This window comes from Jiella flava (assembly GCF_017349315.1).
In the GTDB taxonomy this organism is placed as follows: Bacteria; Pseudomonadota; Alphaproteobacteria; order Rhizobiales; family Rhizobiaceae; genus Jiella; species Jiella flava.
Window position 1 is genome coordinate 66,024 of the sequence record NZ_JAFMPP010000014.1, and the last position, 20,766, is coordinate 86,789.

Here is a 20,766-nt window from a genome sequence, read left to right on the forward strand (position 1 = left end):
CCACTCTGCTTCGCGGGGCGACGAGGATGCCTGCTTTCGCTCGGAAAATTCGCTCAGGCATCTTGCGGCAAATGACATGGTCTCCCGTTGCGACGCCTGCCGTTCGCGCCGGTTGCCGCTTCCCGCTTTTCTTGAGTTTTCGCATAAAATAATATTAAAATTGCGGAAATTTCGTTGAATTTGGCAATGTTACTTTTGGGGCTTGTCGAAAATATAGATAGTTTTGAAAGAAACTACTCTGCCGTATTTCATTTTTCTGTTTTTAAATCTTACATATCGTCAATCATTATTGTAAACTTTAGATTGTATTCGGGCTGGCCCGCAAAAGGACGGCAGGCGATGGCATAAAGAGGCGGAGATCAGTTTGATCAGCAATTATTTCGAAAGGGAGAGAGCAGATCATGTCCGACATCAACGGTGGAAACTTTGAAATCGCCACGTGGTACGACACGTGGAATGAGCGTGGACTTTTGCACTTGAAGACGAGAAGCGTGCCGCTCGGCTACGCCACCCGTTACAATCTCGCTTTTGCGAAGCTCTCACCGGCACCCGAGGGAGGCTACACGGTTGAGATGACCGGACAATATGCCGACGCGGTGAAGCAGGCGATCCTCAATCAGGCGAAAAATGCCGCCATTTTCGTCGGGCTCGGCGATGATGGTATCCCGGAGGCCGTAGCGGACAACAACGCCAATCATAATCGCTCGACGAACAATATCGTAGCCTGGCTCAACGGCGGCGGATACAGCGGCGTTTCCATCGATGCCGAGTCTCAGGCCATGAGGTTCGTCGCGGAGTTCGTCACCCAGCTTGGTCCGAGCTTCGAGGCCGCGGGGCTGAAAATCGCGGTCTCCGTGCCGTGGCCCGTGCGTGGACCCACAGCATTTTATGGACCCGGCGCTGTTCAGGCTTTCAACGCCCATGTCGCGGTGCTCGAATTGCAGGACTATTCGGCCGCCGGGACACCGTCTGACGTGCCCGTGTGGATCGAGGCGGGGGTGTCGGCGGGGCTGTTGATGGGGGGGCGTCTCCACCGAGAACGGCCCGTATCAGACGTCGCTTGAAAATACCCGCTCCTGGACCGAATACGCCGTGCAACAGCAGTTGCGAGGCATGTTCAGCTGGCGCTTGGACAATGATCACGGCCAGCCGGGCAAAGGAGAAGATGTAAAGCCGACCTTTATCGGGGCTCAAACGATCTACGAAACTGTAAACGGCTAAGCGCCGGGGCGACCGGCGCGCTAGCGGTTTGATGTGACGCATCGATTTTCGGAAAGCACGATGCGTCGGTTCAAAGGGTGAGAGCGACCTTTCTGCGTCCGATAGGATGTAGGGCACTCTAGGCTCGGGCCGCTCAGTGTGGCTTGGGTTTGGCTGCCCCAAGCCCGGGCTCGCCGATCACGATAATATGCAGGCTTCGTGGTCCATGAGCGCCGAGCAGCATGGTCTGTTCGATGTCGGCCGAGCGCGACGGCCCGGTGATGAAATTGACCGAGCGCGGCAGCTCGCCTTGACCGTGGCGCTGGCGCAGCTTGGCGATGACCGCTTCCATATCGCCGGCGACATCGGCCGCGTCGAGGATGACGATGTGATATTCCGGCAGAAAGTTGAGGCTCGTCGGATTGTCACGGCCGGAGGTCAGCACCAGCGTGCCGGTCTCTGCGATGCCGCCATCGGCGCGCGACAGGCTCGTCAGATCGTCACCATCGCTCGGACCGCGGCTGACCCTCAGCGCCGTCGCGGAAAAGTCGAGCGCTGTCAGTCGCGGATCGTGCCCGGTCTTGATCGCCGCGGGCAGATTGTGCTCGCGCAGGTACGTCGCGATCGCGTCCGGAATCGCCGCGTCGTTCTCGACCCGCGTCACCGTCGCGGCCGCCACCGTCGCCTTGTCGACGAATAGTGCCAGCCGCTCGGCCGGCGGCACTTGCCCGCGCTCAGGCACGATGCCGGCGGGCGTGCGGGAAAGCCGTTCCGCCACCGCCTCTCGCCGCGCGCGATCATGGGCCGGCGTCGCGCCGACCGCCCTTCGAATGCGCTTCAGAACCGCGTCACGGGTCGAGGCGCTCATCGCTCGTCTCCGTGGCCGTGACCGCTCTGGGCATAAGCCTGCATGAAGGTTCGCCCTTCGGGCGCCGGCATGTCGCGCCACTTCGTCCAGCCAGAGGCGAGCGGCAGCATGCGGAAGCGTCGCTTGCGGCCAGCGAGGAGCTTCAACAGCGGCATCGCGAAGGAGACCACCGTCCGATAGAGCTTCGGCCGCCGGGCAAAATAGGCCCACAGGTTAAGGCCGGTGCGTACCGCTTGGGGCTGGAGATGACTCTCGAACTCCTTCTCGCGCCAGTGCCGCATCATCTTCGGCAGCGGAATGCGCATCGGGCAGACGCTCTCGCAGCGGCCGCAAAAAGTCGAAGCGTTGGGCAGGTGGCCGGCCTTGTCGACGCCGATCAGCGAAGGAGTCAGCACCGCCCCCATCGGCCCCGGATAGACCCAGCCATACGAGTGGCCGCCGACGGCGTGGTAGACCGGGCAATGGTTCATACAGGCGCCGCAGCGGATGCAGCGCAACATGTCCTCGAACTCGGTGCCGAGCATGTTGGAGCGGCCGTTGTCGAGGAGGATGACGTGATACTCGTCCGGCCCGTCTTCGTCTTCGGCCCGCTTGGGTCCGGTCGACAAAGTGGTGTAGACGCTCATCTCTTGACCGGTCGCCGAACGGGCGAGAACACGCAGGATCTGTGCCGTATCCTCCAGCGTCGGCATCAGCTTCTCGATCGAGGCGAGCACGACATGGCACTTGCCGAGAAGCTGGGTCAGGTCGCCATTGCCCTCATTGGTGACGATGACGGAGGTGCCGGTCTCGGCGATCAGGAAGTTGGCGCCGGTGACCCCGATATCGGCTTCGCCATATTTGCGGCGCAGGATCTCCCGCGCTTCCGACAGCAGCGTTTCGGGCCGGGTCAGGTCGCGCTGCGGGTCGAGATCGACATGGGTCTTGCGGAAATCCGCTTCCACCTGATCGCGGTTAACGTGGATCGCGGGGGCGATGATGTGGCTCGGATGCTCGCCGCGCAGCTGGATGATGTATTCGCCGAGATCGGTTTCGACGGGCGTGATGCCGTGCTCTTCGAGAAAGGCATTGAGGCCGATCTCCTCGGAGATCATCGTCTTGCCCTTGGTGACGGTCTTCGCCTTTCGCCGCTTGGCGATGTCGAGGAAGATCCGCCGGGCGTGATCGGCATCCTCGGCGAAATGCACCTTGCCGCCCGAGGCCTCCACCTTGGCGACATAGGCTTCGATATAAAGGTCTAGGTGCTGGAGCGTATGTTCTTTGATCGCCTTGGCGTTATCGCGCAACGCGTCGAACTCCGGTAGCGCGTCGGCGGCCTTCTGGCGCTTGCCGATAAAGCCCGTCTCGACATGGCGCAGCGCCCGCTGAAGATCGACGTCGGCGAGCGCCTTGACCGTGTTGGCCTTGAATGTCGGGGAGGTGATCTGCATCAACAATGCGCCTATTCGGGCAAGAAGCCGTGGTCGCGAAGCTGCGCCGCGGTGTAGGGGCAGCTCTCCGGGAATGTCGCAAGGGAGAGGCCGGTTTCCTTCGACGCTGAGCCTCGCGCGTCCGGATAGATCTCGTTCACGATCTCTTGGGCCCGAGCTCGCAGCGACGGACTGCGCTTTTCCCGCCGAACGATCTGCCCGCGGGATTCGTAAATGGTTAAATCCCAGGACCGGCTTCGCCGCTCAGGTTGAAACTGCCACTTCAATAGGTGAGAAATCACGAGAATATAAAATGATTCCAAGGCGTGGAGTTGCTCGTTTCCCAAGCTTTCGATCTCCTCGACAAGGTTCGGTAGGTCAATTTCTGAAAGCCGGCGAGCGCGAAGCAAGTCCGCTTGCTGAGAAGCCCAAGCCGTGAAATCGTTCTCGTAGAGTATTGGCCCTTCGAGTGAGGGTTTATCCTTGGCAAGGCTCATGGCGTCGCCTCCTTGGTCAAAGCGGCGGCGTAAATCCTGGTGTCGTCGCCGGAAAAGCAGCACAGCACGATCCGCGACAACTTGCCAGCGTCGGCGGCGGCCAGGCACTCGCGGGCCGCGATCGTGGCCGCCCGGTCTTTCGGAAAGCCATAGATGCCGGTCGAGATTGCCGGAAAGGCGATCGTCTTGAGGTCGTGCGCCTCGGCAAGGGCGAAAGACGCGCGATAGGCGTTCGCCAAGAGATCGTCTTCGTTTGTCGTGCCGCCGGTCCAAACCGGTCCGACGGCGTGAATGATGAAGCGGACGGGAAGATCGAAGCCGTCGGTGATCCGAGCTTCGCCGGTCGGGCAGGCGCCAATCCTGCGGCAGGCCGCCTGGAGCTGCACGGCGCCGGCGGCGCGGTGGATGGCGCCGTCGACCCCGCCGCCACCGGCAAGCCGGCTGTTCGCGGCATTGACGATGGCATCGACGCGGAGCGTGGTGATATCGGCGGTGATCACCGCAACCGTCGTCGTGTCGCGCGCGAGTTCCGTTAGCACCTGCGGCCCCTCTTAAAGCTTGCCTCCGATCGGCGGTTTGTCGGTCATACCGGCCAACACTTCGGCGATGTGGCGAACCTCGATGGCGATCGCCTCGCGCTTCAGCTTGCCGTCCATGTTCATCAGGCAGCCGAGATCGCCGGCGAGCAACATGTCGGCGCGGGTGGATGCGATGTGTTTCGCCTTCTTGCCGACGATGGCGTTGGAGACGTCGGGATATTTGACGCAGAAGGTGCCGCCGAAACCGCAGCAAACGTCCGATTCCGGCAGCTCTTTCAACCGCAGCCCCTTGACGCTCTGCAACAGCTGGCGGGGCTGTTGGCGCACGCCGAGTTCACGCAGGCCCGAACAGGAATCGTGATAAGTCACGCTGGCGTTGAGGCTGGCGCAGACGTCTTTGACGCCGCGAACATCGGTCAGGAAGCTGACGAGTTCGAAAACCTTGGCGGAAAACGCCTCGACGCGCGGCGCCCATTCGGCGTCGTCGGCAAAGAGTTCGGGATAATGCTTCTTTAGCGTCGCAGCGCAGGAGCCGGATGGGGCAACCACATAGTCATAGCCTTCGAAGGCGGCGATCACCTGCTTGGCGATCGCGATCGCGTCCGCCCGGTCGCCGGCGTTGAAGGCCGGCTGGCCACAGCAGGTCTGGCCTTTCGGCACGACCAGGCGGCAGCCGGCGTGCTCGATCAGCTTGATCGCCGCGAAGCCGACGCTCGGCCGGAAGAGATCGACAAGGCAGGTCACGAACAGGGCGACCGTGGGCTTGAGGGTCCCGTCGCGATGCTCGCAGGCTCCATGTGCCGCACGCATAATCGTCAAGGCCCTGTTCCTCCACCACAAATCGCCGAACCGGTGCAGGTAACGCAGGCCGGTGGAGCGCTTTCGTCTTAATCTAGTGGATTGAATTTGACATTTGCATCCCAGGAGGGGGCGTCCGTGGATTGAAATGTCAAATTCGAAAAATCCACGCGGATCATAACCTTGGCTCGTGGTCACTTCGATTCCGACATGTGCTGAGCGGTCTCGGCAGCGCGGGATCAAATGTCGGAATCGGACCACTAGCGATCGTCGGCCAATTTGGAACGGATCGCAAATTGCCGTTTCCTCGATCGCCGTCATCGGCTAGCTAAGGGCGTCTCTTGGGAGGGGGCGACATGACGGCGACGACATTCGGCCAGCAGGCGCTGGCGCGCTTTGATCACGATTCGCGCCGGGCGGAGGTGCTCGGCGAGCTGCACGCGCGGCCGTTTCCCTTGATCGAGCTGCCGAAGACGCTGGTCGTGCTCGCTTTCATGAACGAGGATCATGGCGCGCGCGATCACGAGGTGCTCACCAAGATGTCGGTGAAGCGCGGCGTTCCGCCGCCCGCCCGCGACGCGCGCACCCACAGTTTCGCGTTCGGTCACGGCCGGCTGCGTTGGGAGCGGCACACCGAATTTTGCACCTACTGTTGGGAAGGGCCGGTGCCGGAGCGCTTCGGCGAGCCGGTCGCGGGCCATCCCTTCGGGGCCGATTTCGAAGCGCCGGGCCCGCTAATCGCCGGCGTTCACCTCGAAATTCGCCCGAACGATCCGGCCGGGCAGGCGGCGCTTGCGAGCTTCGACAGGACGAGCTTCTGTTACTCGGTCATGGAGAGCGGCTTGGCCCATGCTGCCACCGACTTTCGCCAGGACGGCGACGGGCTGACGCGGATTCTCGTTCTCGACGAGGGTTTGCCGCCGGCACGGGCCGGGGCGCTCGCCATGCGTCTCGTCGAGATCGAGATCTACCGCACGCTCGCCTTGCTCGGCCTGCCGCTCGCCCATGCCGTTGGGCCGCAGGTTCAGGCCCTGGAGGGTCGCCTCGTGCAGATCACCGAGGAGATGAAGGGCGAGCCGGGCGACAGCCGTGGACTGTTGAAGGAGATCACGCTCGCCGCCGCCGAGGTCGAAGCCTCCGCCGCTTCCGTGCTCTATCGGTTTGGTGCCAGCCGCGCCTATGACGAGATCGTGCGCGAACGTCTGGCCGGCGTCGGCGAACAGGCGCTGGCGGGTCAGGAAAGCTGGAGCGCCTTCCTGAAGCGCCGGATGGCCCCGGCAATGCGCACCTGCCGGGCGGTCGAGGAGCGTCAGGCGAACCTGTCCGAAAAGCTCGCGCGCGCCGCCAATCTGCTGCGCACCCGCATCGACGTCGAGCTCGAACATCAAAACCGCGATCTCCTCGCGTCGATGAATCGCAGGGCGCAGCTGCAGCTGCGGTTGCAGCAGACCGTCGAGGGCCTGTCGGTGGCGGCGATCGGCTATTATGTCGTCGGTCTGTTCGGCTATGTCGCCAAGGGATTGGAGCATGAGGGCTTGCCGGTCTCTGCGACGCTGCTGACGGCCGCTTTCGTGCCGTTCGCGCTCGTCCTCGTCTGGATGGTGGTCGAGCGCATTCGTCGGCATCACGGCCGCCCGGCGGGCGATGACGAGCACTGAGCCTTGCGGTCTTTCACCTCCGTTACGCTGTAACGCGCGTGTGGACGAAACCGCCTGCGGCACATAGGTTGAACCAAGACTTGGGCTGACCCAGGACTTGGGAGATCGACGATGTCCGTGATGATGCCGAAGCCGTCCGAGGCGATCCTGTCCCGCCGCCAGGTGATCGTCGACGCCTTGCGGGCGATCGTGCCGGGCGAGGGAGTCGTCGATATCGCTCAGGAGATGGCGGTGTTCGAGAGCGACGGGCTGACGGCCTATCGCCAGCTGCCGCTCGTCGTCGTCTTGCCGCAGACGGTGCGCCAAGTCGCCGAGGTGCTGACATATTGCCACCGCGAGGAGATTCCGGTCGTCCCGCGTGGCTCCGGCACCTCGCTGTCGGGCGGCGCTCTGCCGCTCCAAGACGGCGTGCTGCTGGTTCTGTCGAAGTTCAACAGAGTGCTCGAGATCGACTACGACAATCGCTGCGCGGTCGTGCAGCCGGGCGTCACCAATCTCGGCATCACCCATGCCGTCGCCCATCGTGGCTTCTACTATGCGCCCGACCCGTCCTCGCAGATCGCTTGCTCGATCGGCGGCAATGTCGCGGAAAATTCCGGCGGGGTGCATTGTCTGAAATACGGCCTGACGGCGAACAACGTCCTCGGCATCGAATTCGTCACCATCGAGGGCGAGATCGTCCGGCTTGGCGGTAAGCATCTTGACGCCGAAGGCTACGACATTCTCGGCCTGATGACCGGGTCGGAGGGGCTGCTCGGCGTGGTGACGGAGGTGACGGTCCGCATCCTGCAGAAGCCGGAGACGGCGCGGGCGGTGCTGATCGGCTTTCCGACCTCCGAACAGGCCGGCGCCTGCGTGGCGGCGATCATCGCCAAAGGCATCATTCCCGGCGGCATGGAGATGATGGACCGGCCGGCGATCCATGCCGCTGAGGATTTCGTCCAGGCCGGCTATCCGACCGACGTGGAAGCGCTGCTGATCGTCGAGCTCGATGGGCCTGGCGCCGAGGTCGACCATCTCCTCGCCGAAGTCGAGGCGATCGGCAACGCCAATGGCGCGGTGACCTGCCGGGTGTCGCAGTCGGAGGAGGAGCGGGCGGCGTTCTGGGCCGGTCGCAAGGCGGCGTTCCCCGCCGTTGGCCGGATCTCGCCGGACTACTACTGCATGGACGGCACCATTCCCCGCAAGGAATTGCCGAAGGTGCTGGCGGGCATGAAGGCGCTGTCGGACAAATACGGCCTGCGGGTCGCTAATGTCTTCCACGCCGGCGACGGCAATCTGCATCCGCTGATCCTCTACGATGCGAATAACGAAGGCGAGCTGCGCCGGGCCGAGGAGTTCGGCAACGACATTCTGCGGCTCTGCGTCGAGGTTGGTGGCGTTTTGACCGGCGAGCATGGCGTCGGCGTCGAAAAACGCGATCTGATGCCGGAGATGTTTGGTGAGGACGATCTGAAGCACCAGCAGCGGGTCAAATGCGCCTTCGACGACAAGCATCTGCTCAATCCCGGCAAGGTGTTTCCCGAGCTCCATCGTTGCGCCGAACTCGGCCGCATGCATGTCCATAAGGGGCAGGTGGCCTTTCCCGATCTGCCGCGGTTTTGACCATGAGCGTGATCGATCGGCGCCCCTCGATGCGCGACGAGCCGGCGATGGAGGAGGCGCGGTTTCTCAAATTTTTGCGTGCGCGCTCTGAGGACGAGCGCTGGGAGCTCATCGACGGAGAGCCTATGATGATGATGCATCCGCCGAGCTTGAGGCATCAGATCATCGGCCAAAACCTCGAGCGGCTGCTCAATGACGCTCTCGAGCGTCAAGGTACGAAGCGCTTCGCCATTCGCGAGATTGGTCTTGCCGTCGAGACGCGGCCGGATTTTCGCCCGCAGGCCGACGTTGGAGTGATCGATGATCATCTCGGCGACAATCCTTATTTCGCCGAGCGCTTCTACCTTGCGGCTGAAGTACTCTCGGACGCCAACACGGCAGAGTATATCGCGACCAAGCGGTTGCGCTATGCCGAGCATGCCGAGTGTCTCTACGTCCTGATCCTGTCGCAGACCGAATGCATGGTCGAGGTTTGGGCTCGCTTGGATGAATGGCGGGGCCGCGTCTATCGCGCGCTAGATGATCGGATCGAACTCCCCGAATTTGGATTTTCGTGTGAGCTCGGCGCGCTTTACGCGCGCACTCAGCTGGCATGAGCGAGGTGTCCCAAGCGTTATCCATGACCACGCAATCATCACTGCTCCATCCCCAATCCGAAGACGAGTTGCGCGAGATCGTGGCGGCTGCCGTATCCGCGCAGGAGCCGCTGGCCGTTGAGGGAACCGGATCCAAGCGCGGCCTCGGCCGGCCGGTCCAGGCGGCACGGACGCTGTCGCTCGCCAAATTGTCCGGCGTGACGCTGTATGAGCCTGAGGAGCTGGTGCTCTCAGCCAAGGCCGGTACGCCGATCGCCGAGATCGAGGCCCTGGTCGATGCCAATCATCAGCGTCTGGAATTCGAGCCGCTGGATTATGGCCCCTTGCATGGCGCGGCGCCCGGTGAGGGCACGCTCGGCGGCGTCGTCGCCTGCAATCTGGCCGGGCCGCGGCGGCTGAAACAGGGCGCGGCCCGCGATCATATTCTCGGCGTGCGCGCCGTGTCCGGCCGGGCGGAGCTGTTCAAGTCCGGCGGGCGGGTGGTGAAGAATGTCACCGGCTACGACCTTTCGAAGGGACTTACCGGATCTTACGGCACGCTGGCGGTGATGAGCGAAATCACCATCAAGGTGCTGCCGAAGTCGGAGACCGAGACCACCCTCGTCTTGCGCGGCCTGTCCGATGCGGAAGCGGCGGGCGCCATGGCCGCTTCGATGGGGTCCCCGGCGGAGGTGTCGGGCGCGGCGCATCTGCCGATGTATCTGGCCGCGCGGGTGATGGACGGGGCGCTTGGCGAGGCGGCGGCGACCGTCATTCGCATCGAAGGTTTTGGCCCCTCGGTCGCGGCGCGGTCGGCCCATCTCGGCCAGGCGCTGGAGCGGGTCGGCAAATTGGAGCGGCTGGAGGCGGAGGCCTCCCGCGCGCTGTGGCGCGACGTGCGCGACGTGCGCCCCTTCGTCGATGGCAGCGACAAGCCGGTCTGGCGTCTCTCGGTGACGCCGACTTCCGGCCACGCGATCGTCATGAGCCTCAGGATGCAGGCGGCGATCGACGCCTTTTACGATTGGCAGGGCGGGCTCGTCTGGCTGCGGATGGAGGCCGGCGAGCCGGAAGCCGAGCTCATTCGCCAGACGATCGCCCGCTTCGGCGGCGGCCACGCGACGCTCGTGCGGGCGCCTGAGACCGTGCGGGCGGCAACCGCGGTCTTTCAGCCGCAAGAGCCCGGGCTGGCCGGGCTGTCAAAGCGGCTGAAGGCGCAGTTCGATCCGCAGGGCGTCCTCAATCCGGGGCGGATGGGTTAGACTGATCTCAGAGGAGGCTTCGACGGTGGAACCAAGCGACATCATGACCTGCGATCCGAACGTTTTGTCGGGGGAGCTCGTCTTTACAGGCACGCGCGTTCCGGTGGATACGCTGTTCGTCTATCTGGCGTCTGGCGACCGGCTCGCCGAATTCTTGAGTGATTTTCCGACGGTCTCTAAGAACCAGGCCGTGGCCGCCATCCAGCTGGCCAAAGAGCGTCTGATCCACCACCGCGTTGGGCGCCCGGTTGAAAGCGCTGCTTGATGGGAACCTGCCCGCTCGGCTGGCTGTCCCCCTGCTGGAGCTGGGATGCGACGTGGCATCGTTTCTCAAGGCCTCGAAGGGGTTGAACAACGGTGAGCTCTTGAAGCGACTGCACCGCGAGGGCTTTGCCTGTCTCATCACCGTCGACAAGAACATTCCTTATCAGCAGGCCGTCAAAGGCCATCCGCTCGCGGTCCTCGTCACCCCATCGCCGCGCTTCGGCAACCTTGAGCCTCTTCTTCCGAACATTGCCGCCGCGCTGAATCGCATTCAGCCCGACGGGGTCTGGTTGATCGCAAAAAGCGGTTCGCTGGAGACAATCAAGCCGAAAAAGACCTGATCGATGCAAACTGCCTTTACCGCCGAACAGCTTGAAAATCCCGACGTCGCGCATTCGGAAAAGATCATCCGCAAATGTGTCCATTGCGGTTTTTGCACCGCTACCTGTCCGACCTATGTGACCCTCGGCAACGAGTTGGATAGCCCGCGCGGCCGGATCTATCTGATCAAGGAGATGCTGGAGAACGAGCGGCCGGCCGATGCCGAGATCGTCACCCATCTCGATCGCTGCCTGTCTTGCCTCGCCTGCATGACGACCTGTCCCTCCGGCGTCAATTACATGCATCTCGTCGATCATGCCCGTGCCCATGTCGAGGCGACCTATCGGCGGCCCTTCGCGGACCGGATGATCCGCAAGCTGCTCAGTCTGACCTTGCCCTATCCGGCGCGGTTCCGGGCCGGCCTCCGGCTCGCCAAGTTTGGCCGCCCCTTCGCCGCGCTCCTGGCCGGCATCAAGCCGCTGCAGCCGCTGGCCGCGATGCTGCGGCTGGCGCCGACGGCGCTGCCCGCCCACTCCGCCGTCAACCGCCCTGGGGTGCGCCCGGCAACCGGCGCGCGCACCCATCGCGTGGCGCTGCTCACCGGCTGCGCCCAATCGGTGCTCGATCCGAAGATCAACGAAGCGACGGTGCGACTGTTCAACCGGGTCGGCGTGGAGGTGGTGGTGCCGGAGGGCGAAGGCTGCTGCGGCGCGCTGACCCATCACATGGGCCAGGAGGAGTCCGCCCTTGCCATGGCGCGGCGCAATGTCGACGTCTGGCTTCGCGAGATCGAAGCCGGCGGGCTGGATGCAATCGTCATCACGGCGTCGGGCTGCGGCACCACGATCAAGGACTATCATCACATGCTGCGGCTGGACCCGGCCTATGCCGAGAAGGCGAAGCGGGTGTCGGCGCTCGCCAAGGACGTCACCGAGTTCCTGGCGACGATCGATCTGCCGGCGCCGCGCGCCGCGGGCGAGGGCCTGATGGTCGCCTATCACTCGGCCTGCTCGATGCAGCACGGCCAACGCGTGATCCGGCAGCCGAAGGCGCTGCTGGCACGGGCCGGCTTCACCGTCCGCGACGTTCCTGAAGGCCACCTGTGCTGCGGCTCGGCCGGCACTTACAACATCCTGCAGCCGGAGATCGCCGAACGGCTGAAGACGCGCAAGGTGAAAAATATCGAGAGCGTCAGCCCCCAAGTGATCGCCACCGGCAATATCGGCTGCATGACCCAGATCGGCAGCGGCACGAAGATCCCTGTCGTCCACACGGTCGAACTGCTCGACTGGGCCTTTGGTGGCGAAAAGCCGGCGGCGCTCGGCTGACAGGAACACCGTTCGCGGGCGCGAACGTGGCGGTCGGGCTACCGCGCGACCTCTTCCAGGAACCGCATCAGGCCGGTTTCCGGGGCGCTCAGCTGTTCGCGACGCCGGCCTTTCAATAGGTTGTCGTCAAGTTCGCCCGCTTCATAGGCCTCGACGATCGCGGGGTGGACATAGGACGAGCGGGCGACCGCCGGCGTGTTGCGCAGCCGGGCGGAAACGGCGCGCATCGCTGCCGCGACGGCGCGCTTTTTCTTGTTCGGCGTGTCGGCGTTCCCCGTATCCTCAATCAGATAGCGCAGGGCTTCGGCCGAGCCGTGGAAAGTGCGAAAGTCTTTGGCCGAGATGTGAGCGCCGGAGGCTTCCGCCAGATAGTCGTTGAGGAGGTTGGCCGTCAGCTCGCGCTGCTTTCTCGATTTGCCGGGAAAACGGAACAACCGTTGGCCAGATCCCTGCCGCATCTTCTTCAGCGACTTGACCAAAGGCCGCTCGGTCACCTCGATGCGATGTTCCTTATTGGACTTGCCGACGAATTTCAGGACCGCGACATTGTCGACGATGCGCAGGTTCTTGCGCCGCAGCGAGGCAACGCCGCGACCGCCATCGGCCGCATATTTCTCGTGGCCGGGCCGCATCACCGCGACATCGATCAGCCGCGTCGCGACGGCCGCGGTCATCCGCCGGTCGGCCTTGCGGCGGCGGAGGTCGCTTTCCACGCGATTGCGCAGGGCCGGTAGCGCCTTGCCAAAGCGGAGCAGCCGCTCGGTCTTGACCGCATTGCGGACATTCACCCAGGCGTCGTGATAGCGGTATTGCAGCCGGCCTTTTTCGTCGCGGCCAACGGCCTGGATGTGGCCGTTCTCATAGACGCAGATCTTCACCTTGTCCCAGGCGGGCGGGATTGCCAGAGCTTTGACTCGTGTCTTCAGCCGCTTGTCGTGGATGGTCTCGCCCGAGCAAAAACAGATCTTGAAGCCGCGTCCACATTTATGACGTTCGATCTCGAAGCTTTCCGGATCAACCATCTCCAATCCGTAGCGCTTGGCGTGCATGGCAAGATCGTATTGCATCGGTTCCGGCCTGGCATGTTCGTTGCTCGTGGTGAGGCAAACGTTTCCTGCAGAGGCGATGTTCCCGAACTGACCTGCGGCGATTTCACGTCCTGGATCAGAGGCTTGTCACGGAACTCTTTGGCATTGGCGAAGCTTTGATTCCGCTACGTCTTACCGAAAAGGATTTGCCAGATGACGAAATTTCGAAAGGGCCAGCATGTCGCCTGGTCGTGGGGCAAGGGCGAGGGCGAGGGCAAAGTGCAGGAGCACTTCAAGGACAAGGTGACGCGGACAATCGACGGCACTGACGTCACCCGCGAGGCGAGCGACGATAACCCCGCCTATCTGATCGAACAGGACGACGGCAGCCGCGTCCTCAAATCGGAATCAGAATTGAAGAAGGCCGGTTGACCGATTTCGCCACCGAGCCTGTGTGCTTTTGGCCCGATCGTCTGTGAGCCGAACCTTGGCGTGTCAGACCCACGGCCAGCTCAGCACCCCCGCTGCGACCGCCAGATAGCGCGCGAGTTTGCCGAAGCCGACAAGAACAAGAAAAGCCGGAACGCTGACGCGCGCGATGCCGGCGATCACGGTTAAGACGTCGCCGATGATCGGCGCCCAGGCCAGCAGCAGACTCCAGATACCCCAGCGCTGGAAAAACGCGGTGAAGCGGTCGATCTGGCGCGGCGGGACGGGAAACCAGCGCCGGTCTTGAAAGGCGATCAGGAATCGCCCACAAACCCAGTTGACCAGCGAGCCGAGCGTGTTGCCCAGCGTCGCGAGGCCGATCAGCACGAAGGGGTCGGCGCTGCGTTCGGCAAGGCTTGCCGCCAGCACCAGCTCGGAGGCGCCGGGCAGGAAGGTCGCCGACAGAAAGGCCGACCAGAACACGGCGGCTTCGGAAGCAAACGCCGCGGTCATCGCGTCGCCGAGCTTGCGCCTGTGAAGGCATGGCCGAAGCGCGCCGACGCATGATCGAGATGGTCTCGCCGAAACCCTTTAGCGCGCCGTGCGTCCGATCGGACGGACAAAGGACGCGCACTTTGATGGGGTCGACGCATCGTGCTGTCCGAAAATCGCAAAGCTCGATGCGCGGGCCTTACGGCGATGGAGCGATCGGTCGTGGCCGCATCTAAAGACAGGCGCATCGGGAACGCGGAATGGGAAAGACGAATCGTTATCACACGGCCGTTCTGCCCTTCGGGCTGGCAAAAAGCCAGGGGATCGTCGCGACGCCCGCCATGACGGGACTGGCGAGCGTCGACCCTCACGCCGCCGGCTTTTTGACAGGCCAAGGCGTGAATCCAGCCCTATCCAGCTCAGTTCGAAACGGCCGGCCGCGGGCTCGGCGCGTCGCCGCCGCTCATTTTCAGACTGGCTGCGATCTGCGGCGACAGATAAGCGTCCCAACACGGCGATAGCGAAATCTTCGTTTCGTTGGTCAAGGCCGGTGCGTAGAGATCGCGCAGGAGCCTGTTGGCCGCGGTGATCGGGCAGAGCGGATAAAGGATCAGATCGGTGGCGCGCACCGAGGCGAGCACGCTTGCGTCGGGATTAGGCACCGCACGGGTTGGATCGGCGCCGATGGCGATCAGGCGGGGCGCCTGGCGGTCGAGCAGCCAGGGGAACGGATTGGTGAAGTTGAGGCTCATGATGGTGTTAAAGTGGATCTGCTTTTCCGCTTCGAGCGCCTTGATGGCGCCCACGGCCTCGTCGACGCTCATCAGCCAGGTCAGCTGGAAATCCGGTTCGTTGTAAAGGGTATAGCTCGGCAGCTCGCCGGCCTTGGCGATCGCCTCGTAGGTTTTCGGATCGGTCGTGTAGATCGCCTTCATCACTCTGGCATGCTGCATGATTTCCGGGCGTTGGGTCACCGCGCCGAGCGTGCCGAGATGGGTGTTGGCCAGGCGCTCATATTTGATCTGGCCGATGAAGGCGCGGGCCCCGCGCGCGACGACTTCGGTGAGATAGGGCAGGGTGCTTGCCGCTATCAGCGTTGCCAGCAGCGCCGTGCGTGCAGCGTTGAGGGTGCCCCGGCGTTGCCAGGTCATCAGCAGAGCCGGCCAGACGAAAATGAAGCCTTGGCCGCCGGTATTTTGCGCCTCGACAAACAGCGCGGCGAAGGCCGTCGCGGCGACCCAGATCAGGGGCTGGTCGGCAAGGCCGGCGAGGGACGTGGCATTCGGCGTTTGGCTCACGGCTTTTGCCCGGCGGCCGAGGCCGCGAAAATCCATCACAAACAGCGCCAGGATGAGCAGGCAGAGCGGGCCGAAGACGCGAAAATGGATCGATGCGGCTTGCAGGAAGCGTTGCAGCAGGTCGCCCTCGTTGAGAAACAATAGGGCGAGGATGTCGTCGAGATAAGCGGTGATGATGCCCAGCCAAAGCTGCAAGACCGCCAATACCGCAAGAAAGATGGCGGCCACCAGGAGCGACAGTTTGATGTCGACCCGGCGCGCCGAAAGCGCAACGACGCAAATAAGGCCACCGCCGATAAAGCCGGTGATCTTGATCAGGAACAGCGCCAGCATCGTGCCGGTGACAGTCAAAAACAGGGTGCGCCGAGCGGTGACGAAGAGCAGCGCGGCGCAGAGCACGTAAAGGATCTCGGCGATCTGGCGATTGTAGATGCCGAAGCCGTCGACGCTTGGAAAGTAGTAATATTCGGTGACGTTGATCGGCAGGATCTGGAAGACGAGGAAGGGCAAGAGGAGCGCCAGCGCCGTTCCGCGCGAGCGCTTGTCGACATCGGCGACGACGAGCGCGATCAACGGCCCGGTGACGATGAGCGTCGACCATTGGACAAGCAGCAGCGGCTGTCCGCGGGGGAAAATCGCGTCCACGGCGGCAAACAGCCAGTAGCCGAGCGGGCCGACCGGCGTGAAGAAGTCGACGCCCGGAATCTGGCCCGAGAAGATCCGATTGGCCGCGTCGAAATAGATGAACAGATCCCAGTAGAATGCCCCGATCGGAACCGTCAACGGCAGCAAAAGCAGGCATCCGAGTACGACGATTGTCGCGGCGAGAATGAGCAAAGGAGAACAAAGCCGTGCCAGAACGCGCGTCTGGCGGTCATGATGTCCAGCGGAAATCATCGTCACGATCAATCGTCCCCCAATGAAGATCGGATCGTCGAATAATACCGTTGCGGAATTAAAAAACGCTTGAGGATCAAACGCTCAGCGGCAACCGCGACGATGAGGCCGCGATCAAAGGCGGGCCACGGGGAGACCTCAGGCGACCGACGCCATGGCGGTCTGCCGGCCGGCGCGTTCCTGCTGCGGCGAGCGGGTATAGAGTTCGCGATAGCATTTGGCGAAATGCGAGGCCGAGACGAAGCCGCAGGCCATGGCGATCTCGACGATCGGCATGGGAGACTGGCGTAACAGATGGCGGGATCGATCGAGCCGGATTTCGAGGTAATAGCGCGCTGGCGAGCGGCCCATCTCGCGCTCGAACAGCCGCTCCACCTGCCGACGCGACAGGCCGACGTGATCGGCGATCTCGGCGAGCGACAGCGGATCGGCGAGATTGGCTTCCATGATTTCGATGGCCCGCACGACTTTGGCGTGCTGGACGCCGAGGCGGGCGCGCAGGGGCAGCCGCTGGCGGTCATGGGCAGCGCGAACCCGGTCGGTCAGCGCCTGTTCGCAGACGCGATTGACGACCTCCTCGCCGAGATCGTCGCGGATCAGCGCCAGCATCATGTCGAGCGAGGCGGTGCCGCCGGCGCAGGTGTGGAGGTTGTGATCGACCTCGAACAGCTCGGCAAAGGCTTCGACTCGGGGAAAGGTTTCGGCGAAACCGGCGAGGTTTTCCCAGTGGATCGCACAGCGCCGGCCAGAGAGCAGCCCGGCGCGGGCGAGAATCCAGGCGCCGGTGCAGATCCCGCCGACGGCGATGCCGCGCTGATACGCCTCGCGCAGATAGGAAAACAGCGCCTTGTCTTGACAGTCCTCGACGAAGACGCCCGAACAGGCAAAGATCATCGTCGGCCGCTCGGCGGAGATCAGTCGGCGCCGCTCGGCCGCGACCGAGCCTGCGACGGAGCAGGCAACCGCATTCGAGGCCGCGACGGCCGCGCCGTCGGTCGACACCAGGCGCCAGCGATAGACCTCGCGCCCGACGATGCGGTTGGCAATGCGCAGGGGCTCAATGGCGTTGGCAAAGCCGATCATCGAGAAATTCGGGATCAGCAGGAAGACGATGGTACGCTGCGGCCCGCCACCCACCTGGCCTGATCCTTCTGGGCCGGGCCGCGTCGCAACGCCTGTCTGTCCTGCGTCATCCATTGCCGCGGCCTTCGATCGCGATTTCGTCCATTCGGTTTCATTGCGCACGCGAACGGTGTCGAAATTTCGTCAGCAACGCAAGATCAGCAAGCTCCGTCATGACGCAAGCGATGTCGCGGTCTGTCGATCGGAGAGATTTCAGCCCGCATCTCGCTGCGGCAACACTGGCTGTTCGCTCATGGTCGCGACAGGCGGCGATGATTAGCGCGCACTCGTTTGGCGTAAGGGGCGAGGCCGGCGCTGACGATCGCATCGGCCGGATTGCCCTTGGCCCGCCGGCCGGTCATCGCCGCCACCACCGCGTCGCTGCCGGCCTTGGCGAAGGCGGTCTGCATCGCGGCGGTGGCCTCGCGGGCGGCGTCGAGTTTTTCGCTGACCATTCGGGTGGCCTCGCGGCCGTCGCGGGCAGTTGGCGCAGTCGCGATGGCGAAGCCGAGCTGCGACAGGCGGGTCGCGACGACGAGCGGCGCGAAGGTCGCGATCGTGGTCATCTCGGCCAGCGCCTTGGGAGCTTCGAGCCAGGGCATGGCGAAGAACGGATCGTAAAGACGCATTGGGATTGCCTCAAAGGTTTGCGAGGAAAACGGCTTCGACGCGGATTTCGTCGCAGCTCGGCACTGCGTTATTTCCGGTCGCGGCTTGGCGTTAGAACAGCTGCAGCAGTGTAAACAGCGCCGCGCCGTAAACGCCGCCGAGAATCGCAAGGCCGATCACGCCGACGATGAGAGCCGCGATCAGCCACAGACCGTCGCGGGTGCTGATCGCGACGCCGACGATGGCGATCGAAATTCCCGGGATCAGATTGCTGAGCGGAAACGGGATGGCGACGATGATTGCCATGACGAAGCAGTACCAGCCAACCAGTGAAAGCAGCAGGCGCTCGGGTTCCAGCCAATAGCGATGCCGTGCCACCCGCTCGACCCAGCGCAACGCCGGGCCGATCTTGGTCATCACCAGCGCGATCCGATCCGGGCTGAGCTTCATGCGCTGGACCGATTCCGGCAGCCACAACCGATGCCGCCCGATGGCCAGCTGAATGGTGAAGAACATCAGCGGCAAGCCGATAAAGAACGAGGCCGGCGGCGGCAGCGGCACCAGATTGAGGCCGCCGAACAGAATGAAGAAAGCGCCGAAGGCTCGTGTATCGAAGGCTTGCGAGAGTTCGCCGATCGTCGGATCGCGGCGATTGCGGTGGCTGTGGGCGCGAAGGATGGCGGAAATTCGCTTCTGCCGCGACCTGCCTCGGTTGCGAAGGGTGTGGCGCAGATGGGAAAAACCGCCTGGGGACACGGGGCGAAGCTCTAACGTGTGACATGTCGAGTGATGGCGACGGAATCGTCTGCTTGCGCGCGTTCCCGTCGCCGGCCGATTGGGACCGGCCACGGCTCACTATGCCCTTTCAGTGGTTAAGTCGAGGTTTGGATCGTTTCTGCGCGCTTGGCCGCGGATCGGCGCGAGCCGACCGGCGGACCGGGGTTGCTGTGTGAGTGCCCGCGATCAGCCGTCGCTGAGGTCGAAGACTTCGACCGAATGCGGCGGCACGTCGCGATCGATGAAGCGCGGATTGTCCAAGGTTTCCATAGCGTCGGCGAAGCCGTCGGCCCATCGTTCCTCGATCGAGGCGCGGGAGAATTCGTAGTCCTTGGAATCGCCGCCCGTCGCGCTCCGACGATAGATAAGGTGAACGATGGTGATCGAGGCGTCGTTTGATGCCTCGAGCAAGCGTCGGGCGTCCGCATCGGATTCGAGCTCCGGCGGCAGCTTGCGCAACAGCCGGTGTAAAGCGCGTTTAAGCTCGCGCTGCTCCTTCATCATGTCGGTGTTCAACCGCGTCCGGCTGGAGAAGCGGATGTCCTTTTCGCGTTCGCCGACATCGAAAATCGTCTTCGGCACAGGCCCCCGGGCGCTGAACAGATCCACCTGGAAGATGCACATGTCGTGCTGGTGATCGCGGTCGAGGACATATTGCAACGGCGTGTTGGAGACCAACCCGCCATCCCAATACCAATGTCCGTCGATCTCGATCGGCGGAAATCCGGGCGGTAATGCACCGCTGGCCATGACGTGCTCCGGGCCGATGCGGGTGTCGTTGCTGTCGAAATAGCGGAAATTGCCCGTCTCGACATTCACGGCACCCAGGCTGACCCGCGTCTCGCCGTTGTTCAGCCGATCGAAGTCGATCAGCCGTTCGAGGGTTCGGCGCAACGGCCCGGTGTCGTAGAAGCCGACGTCGCCGGGCACGCCGTCCGGGACGAGATAAGTCGGTGGAAAGCGCGGTTTGAAGAAGCCTGGAACACCGTAGAGAACCGACGAGGCCGCGCTGGCCTCGTTAAACGCGGCATGGGCGAAATTGCCGGGCCAGGCCGGCCCGAACACCGTGTTCGATGAGACCTCGCTCCAAAAGTCGCGCATTGCGGCGACGCGCTCGCCGGGCGGATTGCCGGCAATGAGCGCGCAATTGATCGCGCCGATCGAAATCCCGGAGACCCAATCGGGCCTTGCGCCGTGATGGGCCAGAGCTTCGAATGCGCCGCCTTGATAGGAGCCAAGTGCGCCGCCGCCCTGAAAGACGAGAACAAGCTTCTCGTCACCCTTGGTGATGGCGGTGTCGTTGGAGATTTTGGGTCGGGATGCGTTGCGTGACATGGCGATTCAACCTCAGTATGAATCGACGGCCTGCGGGTGGGGCCGGTCCGGCAGGTCGACCAGGAGACGAAACGCTATTTATTGCGGCGCAATACGGAAGAAAGGGAAGGTTACAAACGGCTCGCAGGATTGTGCTTGGCCACCGGAACATTCCCGCTCCTTGAACGTTGAAAACGCAGCTGGAACGGCGAATTTTCAGGGAGTATCAGATATCATGAAACGTCACACGCTCGTCTTTGGTCTTCTGGCCGGCATGCTGCTGGTCTCGGCGTGCGCCAACACCGTGCGCGGTGTCGGCCGCGATGTCGGCAACACGGTTCATGCGACCGGCCAGGCGGTGGAAGACGTCGCCCGCTGATTGAGTGCCGACCGGCGGTGCTGCGGGTCACGCACCGCAGCATTCAATGTGCTGTCGGCGGCAAGTCTGGGCGGCGCGTGGATTGCCGGATCGATTG

22 protein-coding genes are annotated in these 20,766 nt (G+C 63.3%); 10 read left to right on the forward strand and 12 right to left on the reverse strand.

Annotation, left to right across the window (positions count from 1 at the left end):
• Positions 1–401 precede the first annotated feature (401 nt).
• Entirely contained in the window at positions 402–1,064 is a 663-nt protein-coding gene (locus J1C48_RS15155; protein ID WP_207258837.1) for a glycoside hydrolase family 18 protein, read from the forward strand.
• A gap of 290 nt (positions 1,065–1,354) precedes the next feature.
• Here J1C48_RS15155 and J1C48_RS15160 read toward each other — a convergent pair whose 3' ends face one another.
• From J1C48_RS15160 to J1C48_RS15180, 5 genes are read right to left on the reverse strand one after another with little or no spacing between them, the layout of a single operon-like run.
• Positions 1,355–2,068, reverse strand: a complete 714-nt coding sequence (locus tag J1C48_RS15160; protein WP_207258838.1) for a LutC/YkgG family protein — start codon at positions 2,066–2,068, stop codon at positions 1,355–1,357.
• Positions 2,065–3,498: a LutB/LldF family L-lactate oxidation iron-sulfur protein gene (locus tag J1C48_RS15165; RefSeq protein WP_207258839.1), complete on the reverse strand. Its 1,434-nt coding sequence runs from the start codon at positions 3,496–3,498 to the stop codon at positions 2,065–2,067. Before J1C48_RS15165 ends, J1C48_RS15160 begins: the two co-directional genes overlap by 4 nt.
• Positions 3,499–3,509: 11 nt before the next feature.
• Positions 3,510–3,974 (reverse strand): DUF29 domain-containing protein, encoded by a 465-nt coding sequence (locus tag J1C48_RS15170; RefSeq protein ID WP_207258840.1) that lies wholly within the window; start codon positions 3,972–3,974, stop codon positions 3,510–3,512.
• Positions 3,971–4,513 carry an O-acetyl-ADP-ribose deacetylase gene (locus J1C48_RS15175; RefSeq protein ID WP_207258841.1) on the reverse strand — a complete coding sequence of 181 codons (543 nt, stop codon included), beginning with the start codon at positions 4,511–4,513 and terminating at the stop codon, positions 3,971–3,973. Before J1C48_RS15175 ends, J1C48_RS15170 begins: the two co-directional genes overlap by 4 nt.
• 12 nt (positions 4,514–4,525) lie before the next feature.
• Positions 4,526–5,323, reverse strand: coding sequence for a (Fe-S)-binding protein (locus tag J1C48_RS15180; RefSeq protein WP_207258889.1), 798 nt, complete (start codon positions 5,321–5,323; stop codon positions 4,526–4,528).
• A 344-nt stretch (positions 5,324–5,667) separates the two neighbouring features.
• Between J1C48_RS15180 and J1C48_RS15185 the strand changes: the two genes are divergently transcribed.
• The 7 genes from J1C48_RS15185 (at position 5,668) to glcF (ending at position 12,324) form a co-directional block, all read left to right on the forward strand.
• Positions 5,668–6,969 (forward strand): DUF3422 family protein, encoded by a 1,302-nt coding sequence (locus J1C48_RS15185; protein WP_207258842.1) that lies wholly within the window; start codon positions 5,668–5,670, stop codon positions 6,967–6,969.
• A 111-nt stretch (positions 6,970–7,080) separates the two neighbouring features.
• A complete protein-coding gene (locus J1C48_RS15190) occupies positions 7,081–8,574 on the forward strand; it encodes an FAD-linked oxidase C-terminal domain-containing protein (RefSeq protein WP_207258843.1) in 1,494 nt (497 codons plus the stop codon).
• Positions 8,575–8,576: 2 nt separating this feature from the next.
• Positions 8,577–9,170: a Uma2 family endonuclease gene (locus J1C48_RS15195; protein WP_207258844.1), complete on the forward strand. Its 594-nt coding sequence runs from the start codon at positions 8,577–8,579 to the stop codon at positions 9,168–9,170.
• Positions 9,171–9,193: 23 nt separating this feature from the next.
• Positions 9,194–10,411: a glycolate oxidase subunit GlcE gene (glcE, locus tag J1C48_RS15200; protein ID WP_231081818.1), complete on the forward strand. Its 1,218-nt coding sequence runs from the start codon at positions 9,194–9,196 to the stop codon at positions 10,409–10,411.
• Positions 10,412–10,436: 25 nt separating this feature from the next.
• Complete coding sequence (locus J1C48_RS15205; protein WP_207258846.1) at positions 10,437–10,676, forward strand: DUF433 domain-containing protein; 240 nt, start codon at positions 10,437–10,439, stop codon at positions 10,674–10,676.
• Entirely contained in the window at positions 10,660–11,016 is a 357-nt protein-coding gene (locus tag J1C48_RS15210) for a hypothetical protein (RefSeq protein WP_207258847.1), read from the forward strand. The genes J1C48_RS15205 and J1C48_RS15210 overlap by 17 nt, the downstream gene beginning before the upstream one ends.
• Positions 11,017–11,019: 3 nt before the next feature.
• Positions 11,020–12,324 carry a glycolate oxidase subunit GlcF gene (gene glcF, locus J1C48_RS15215; RefSeq protein ID WP_207258848.1) on the forward strand — a complete coding sequence of 435 codons (1,305 nt, stop codon included), beginning with the start codon at positions 11,020–11,022 and terminating at the stop codon, positions 12,322–12,324.
• 38 nt (positions 12,325–12,362) lie between these two features.
• Here glcF and J1C48_RS15220 read toward each other — a convergent pair whose 3' ends face one another.
• Positions 12,363–13,391: a DNA topoisomerase IB gene (locus tag J1C48_RS15220; RefSeq protein ID WP_207258849.1), complete on the reverse strand. Its 1,029-nt coding sequence runs from the start codon at positions 13,389–13,391 to the stop codon at positions 12,363–12,365.
• A gap of 174 nt (positions 13,392–13,565) precedes the next feature.
• Here J1C48_RS15220 and J1C48_RS15225 point away from each other — a divergent pair, with 174 nt between their 5' ends.
• The gene (locus J1C48_RS15225) at positions 13,566–13,784 is read left to right on the forward strand and encodes a hypervirulence associated TUDOR domain-containing protein (protein ID WP_207258850.1); all 219 of its coding nucleotides are present in this window, start codon (positions 13,566–13,568) and stop codon (positions 13,782–13,784) included.
• 63 nt (positions 13,785–13,847) lie between these two features.
• On the opposite strand, the gene J1C48_RS15230 is transcribed toward J1C48_RS15225, so the two are convergent.
• The 6 genes from J1C48_RS15230 to J1C48_RS15255 all read right to left on the reverse strand — a co-directional run bounded on the left by J1C48_RS15230 (position 13,848) and on the right by J1C48_RS15255 (position 20,311).
• Positions 13,848–14,294 carry a YqaA family protein gene (locus tag J1C48_RS15230; protein WP_207258851.1) on the reverse strand — a complete coding sequence of 149 codons (447 nt, stop codon included), beginning with the start codon at positions 14,292–14,294 and terminating at the stop codon, positions 13,848–13,850.
• Between the two features lie 398 nt (positions 14,295–14,692).
• Entirely contained in the window at positions 14,693–16,468 is a 1,776-nt protein-coding gene (locus J1C48_RS15235; protein ID WP_207258890.1) for a hypothetical protein, read from the reverse strand.
• 138 nt (positions 16,469–16,606) lie between these two features.
• Complete coding sequence (locus tag J1C48_RS15240; RefSeq protein ID WP_231081826.1) at positions 16,607–17,551, reverse strand: GlxA family transcriptional regulator; 945 nt, start codon at positions 17,549–17,551, stop codon at positions 16,607–16,609.
• Between the two features lie 290 nt (positions 17,552–17,841).
• Positions 17,842–18,219, reverse strand: a complete 378-nt coding sequence (locus tag J1C48_RS15245) for a hypothetical protein (protein ID WP_207258853.1) — start codon at positions 18,217–18,219, stop codon at positions 17,842–17,844.
• A gap of 91 nt (positions 18,220–18,310) precedes the next feature.
• The gene (locus J1C48_RS15250; protein WP_207258854.1) at positions 18,311–18,955 is read right to left on the reverse strand and encodes an exopolysaccharide biosynthesis protein; all 645 of its coding nucleotides are present in this window, start codon (positions 18,953–18,955) and stop codon (positions 18,311–18,313) included.
• 207 nt (positions 18,956–19,162) lie between these two features.
• Positions 19,163–20,311, reverse strand: a complete 1,149-nt coding sequence (locus J1C48_RS15255) for a patatin-like phospholipase family protein (RefSeq protein WP_207258855.1) — start codon at positions 20,309–20,311, stop codon at positions 19,163–19,165.
• A 214-nt stretch (positions 20,312–20,525) separates the two neighbouring features.
• On the opposite strand from J1C48_RS15255, the gene J1C48_RS15260 reads away from it, so the two are divergent.
• Complete coding sequence (locus J1C48_RS15260) at positions 20,526–20,669, forward strand: entericidin domain-containing protein (protein WP_207258856.1); 144 nt, start codon at positions 20,526–20,528, stop codon at positions 20,667–20,669.
• Positions 20,670–20,766: the final 97 nt, after the last annotated feature.

Excerpts from the sequence above, each read along its gene's own strand:
- J1C48_RS15155 (WP_207258837.1), top strand. The coding sequence starts at position 402 with ATGTCCGACATCAACGGTGGAAACTTTGAAATCGCCACGTGGTACGAC.
- J1C48_RS15160 (WP_207258838.1), bottom strand. The coding sequence starts at position 2,068 with ATGAGCGCCTCGACCCGTGACGCGGTTCTGAAGCGCATTCGAAGGGCG.
- J1C48_RS15165 (WP_207258839.1), bottom strand. The coding sequence starts at position 3,498 with ATGCAGATCACCTCCCCGACATTCAAGGCCAACACGGTCAAGGCGCTC.
- J1C48_RS15170 (WP_207258840.1), bottom strand. The coding sequence starts at position 3,974 with ATGAGCCTTGCCAAGGATAAACCCTCACTCGAAGGGCCAATACTCTAC.
- J1C48_RS15180 (WP_207258889.1), bottom strand. The coding sequence starts at position 5,323 with ATGCGTGCGGCACATGGAGCCTGCGAGCATCGCGACGGGACCCTCAAG.
- J1C48_RS15185 (WP_207258842.1), top strand. The coding sequence starts at position 5,668 with ATGACGGCGACGACATTCGGCCAGCAGGCGCTGGCGCGCTTTGATCAC.
- J1C48_RS15190 (WP_207258843.1), top strand. The coding sequence starts at position 7,081 with ATGTCCGTGATGATGCCGAAGCCGTCCGAGGCGATCCTGTCCCGCCGC.
- J1C48_RS15195 (WP_207258844.1), top strand. The coding sequence starts at position 8,577 with ATGAGCGTGATCGATCGGCGCCCCTCGATGCGCGACGAGCCGGCGATG.
- glcE (WP_231081818.1), top strand. The coding sequence starts at position 9,194 with ATGACCACGCAATCATCACTGCTCCATCCCCAATCCGAAGACGAGTTG.
- glcF (WP_207258848.1), top strand. The coding sequence starts at position 11,020 with ATGCAAACTGCCTTTACCGCCGAACAGCTTGAAAATCCCGACGTCGCG.
- J1C48_RS15220 (WP_207258849.1), bottom strand. The coding sequence starts at position 13,391 with ATGCAATACGATCTTGCCATGCACGCCAAGCGCTACGGATTGGAGATG.
- J1C48_RS15225 (WP_207258850.1), top strand. The coding sequence starts at position 13,566 with ATGACGAAATTTCGAAAGGGCCAGCATGTCGCCTGGTCGTGGGGCAAG.
- J1C48_RS15230 (WP_207258851.1), bottom strand. The coding sequence starts at position 14,294 with ATGACCGCGGCGTTTGCTTCCGAAGCCGCCGTGTTCTGGTCGGCCTTT.
- J1C48_RS15235 (WP_207258890.1), bottom strand. The coding sequence starts at position 16,468 with ATGATTTCCGCTGGACATCATGACCGCCAGACGCGCGTTCTGGCACGG.
- J1C48_RS15240 (WP_231081826.1), bottom strand. The coding sequence starts at position 17,551 with ATGATCGGCTTTGCCAACGCCATTGAGCCCCTGCGCATTGCCAACCGC.
- J1C48_RS15245 (WP_207258853.1), bottom strand. The coding sequence starts at position 18,219 with ATGCGTCTTTACGATCCGTTCTTCGCCATGCCCTGGCTCGAAGCTCCC.
- J1C48_RS15255 (WP_207258855.1), bottom strand. The coding sequence starts at position 20,311 with ATGTCACGCAACGCATCCCGACCCAAAATCTCCAACGACACCGCCATC.
- J1C48_RS15260 (WP_207258856.1), top strand. The coding sequence starts at position 20,526 with ATGAAACGTCACACGCTCGTCTTTGGTCTTCTGGCCGGCATGCTGCTG.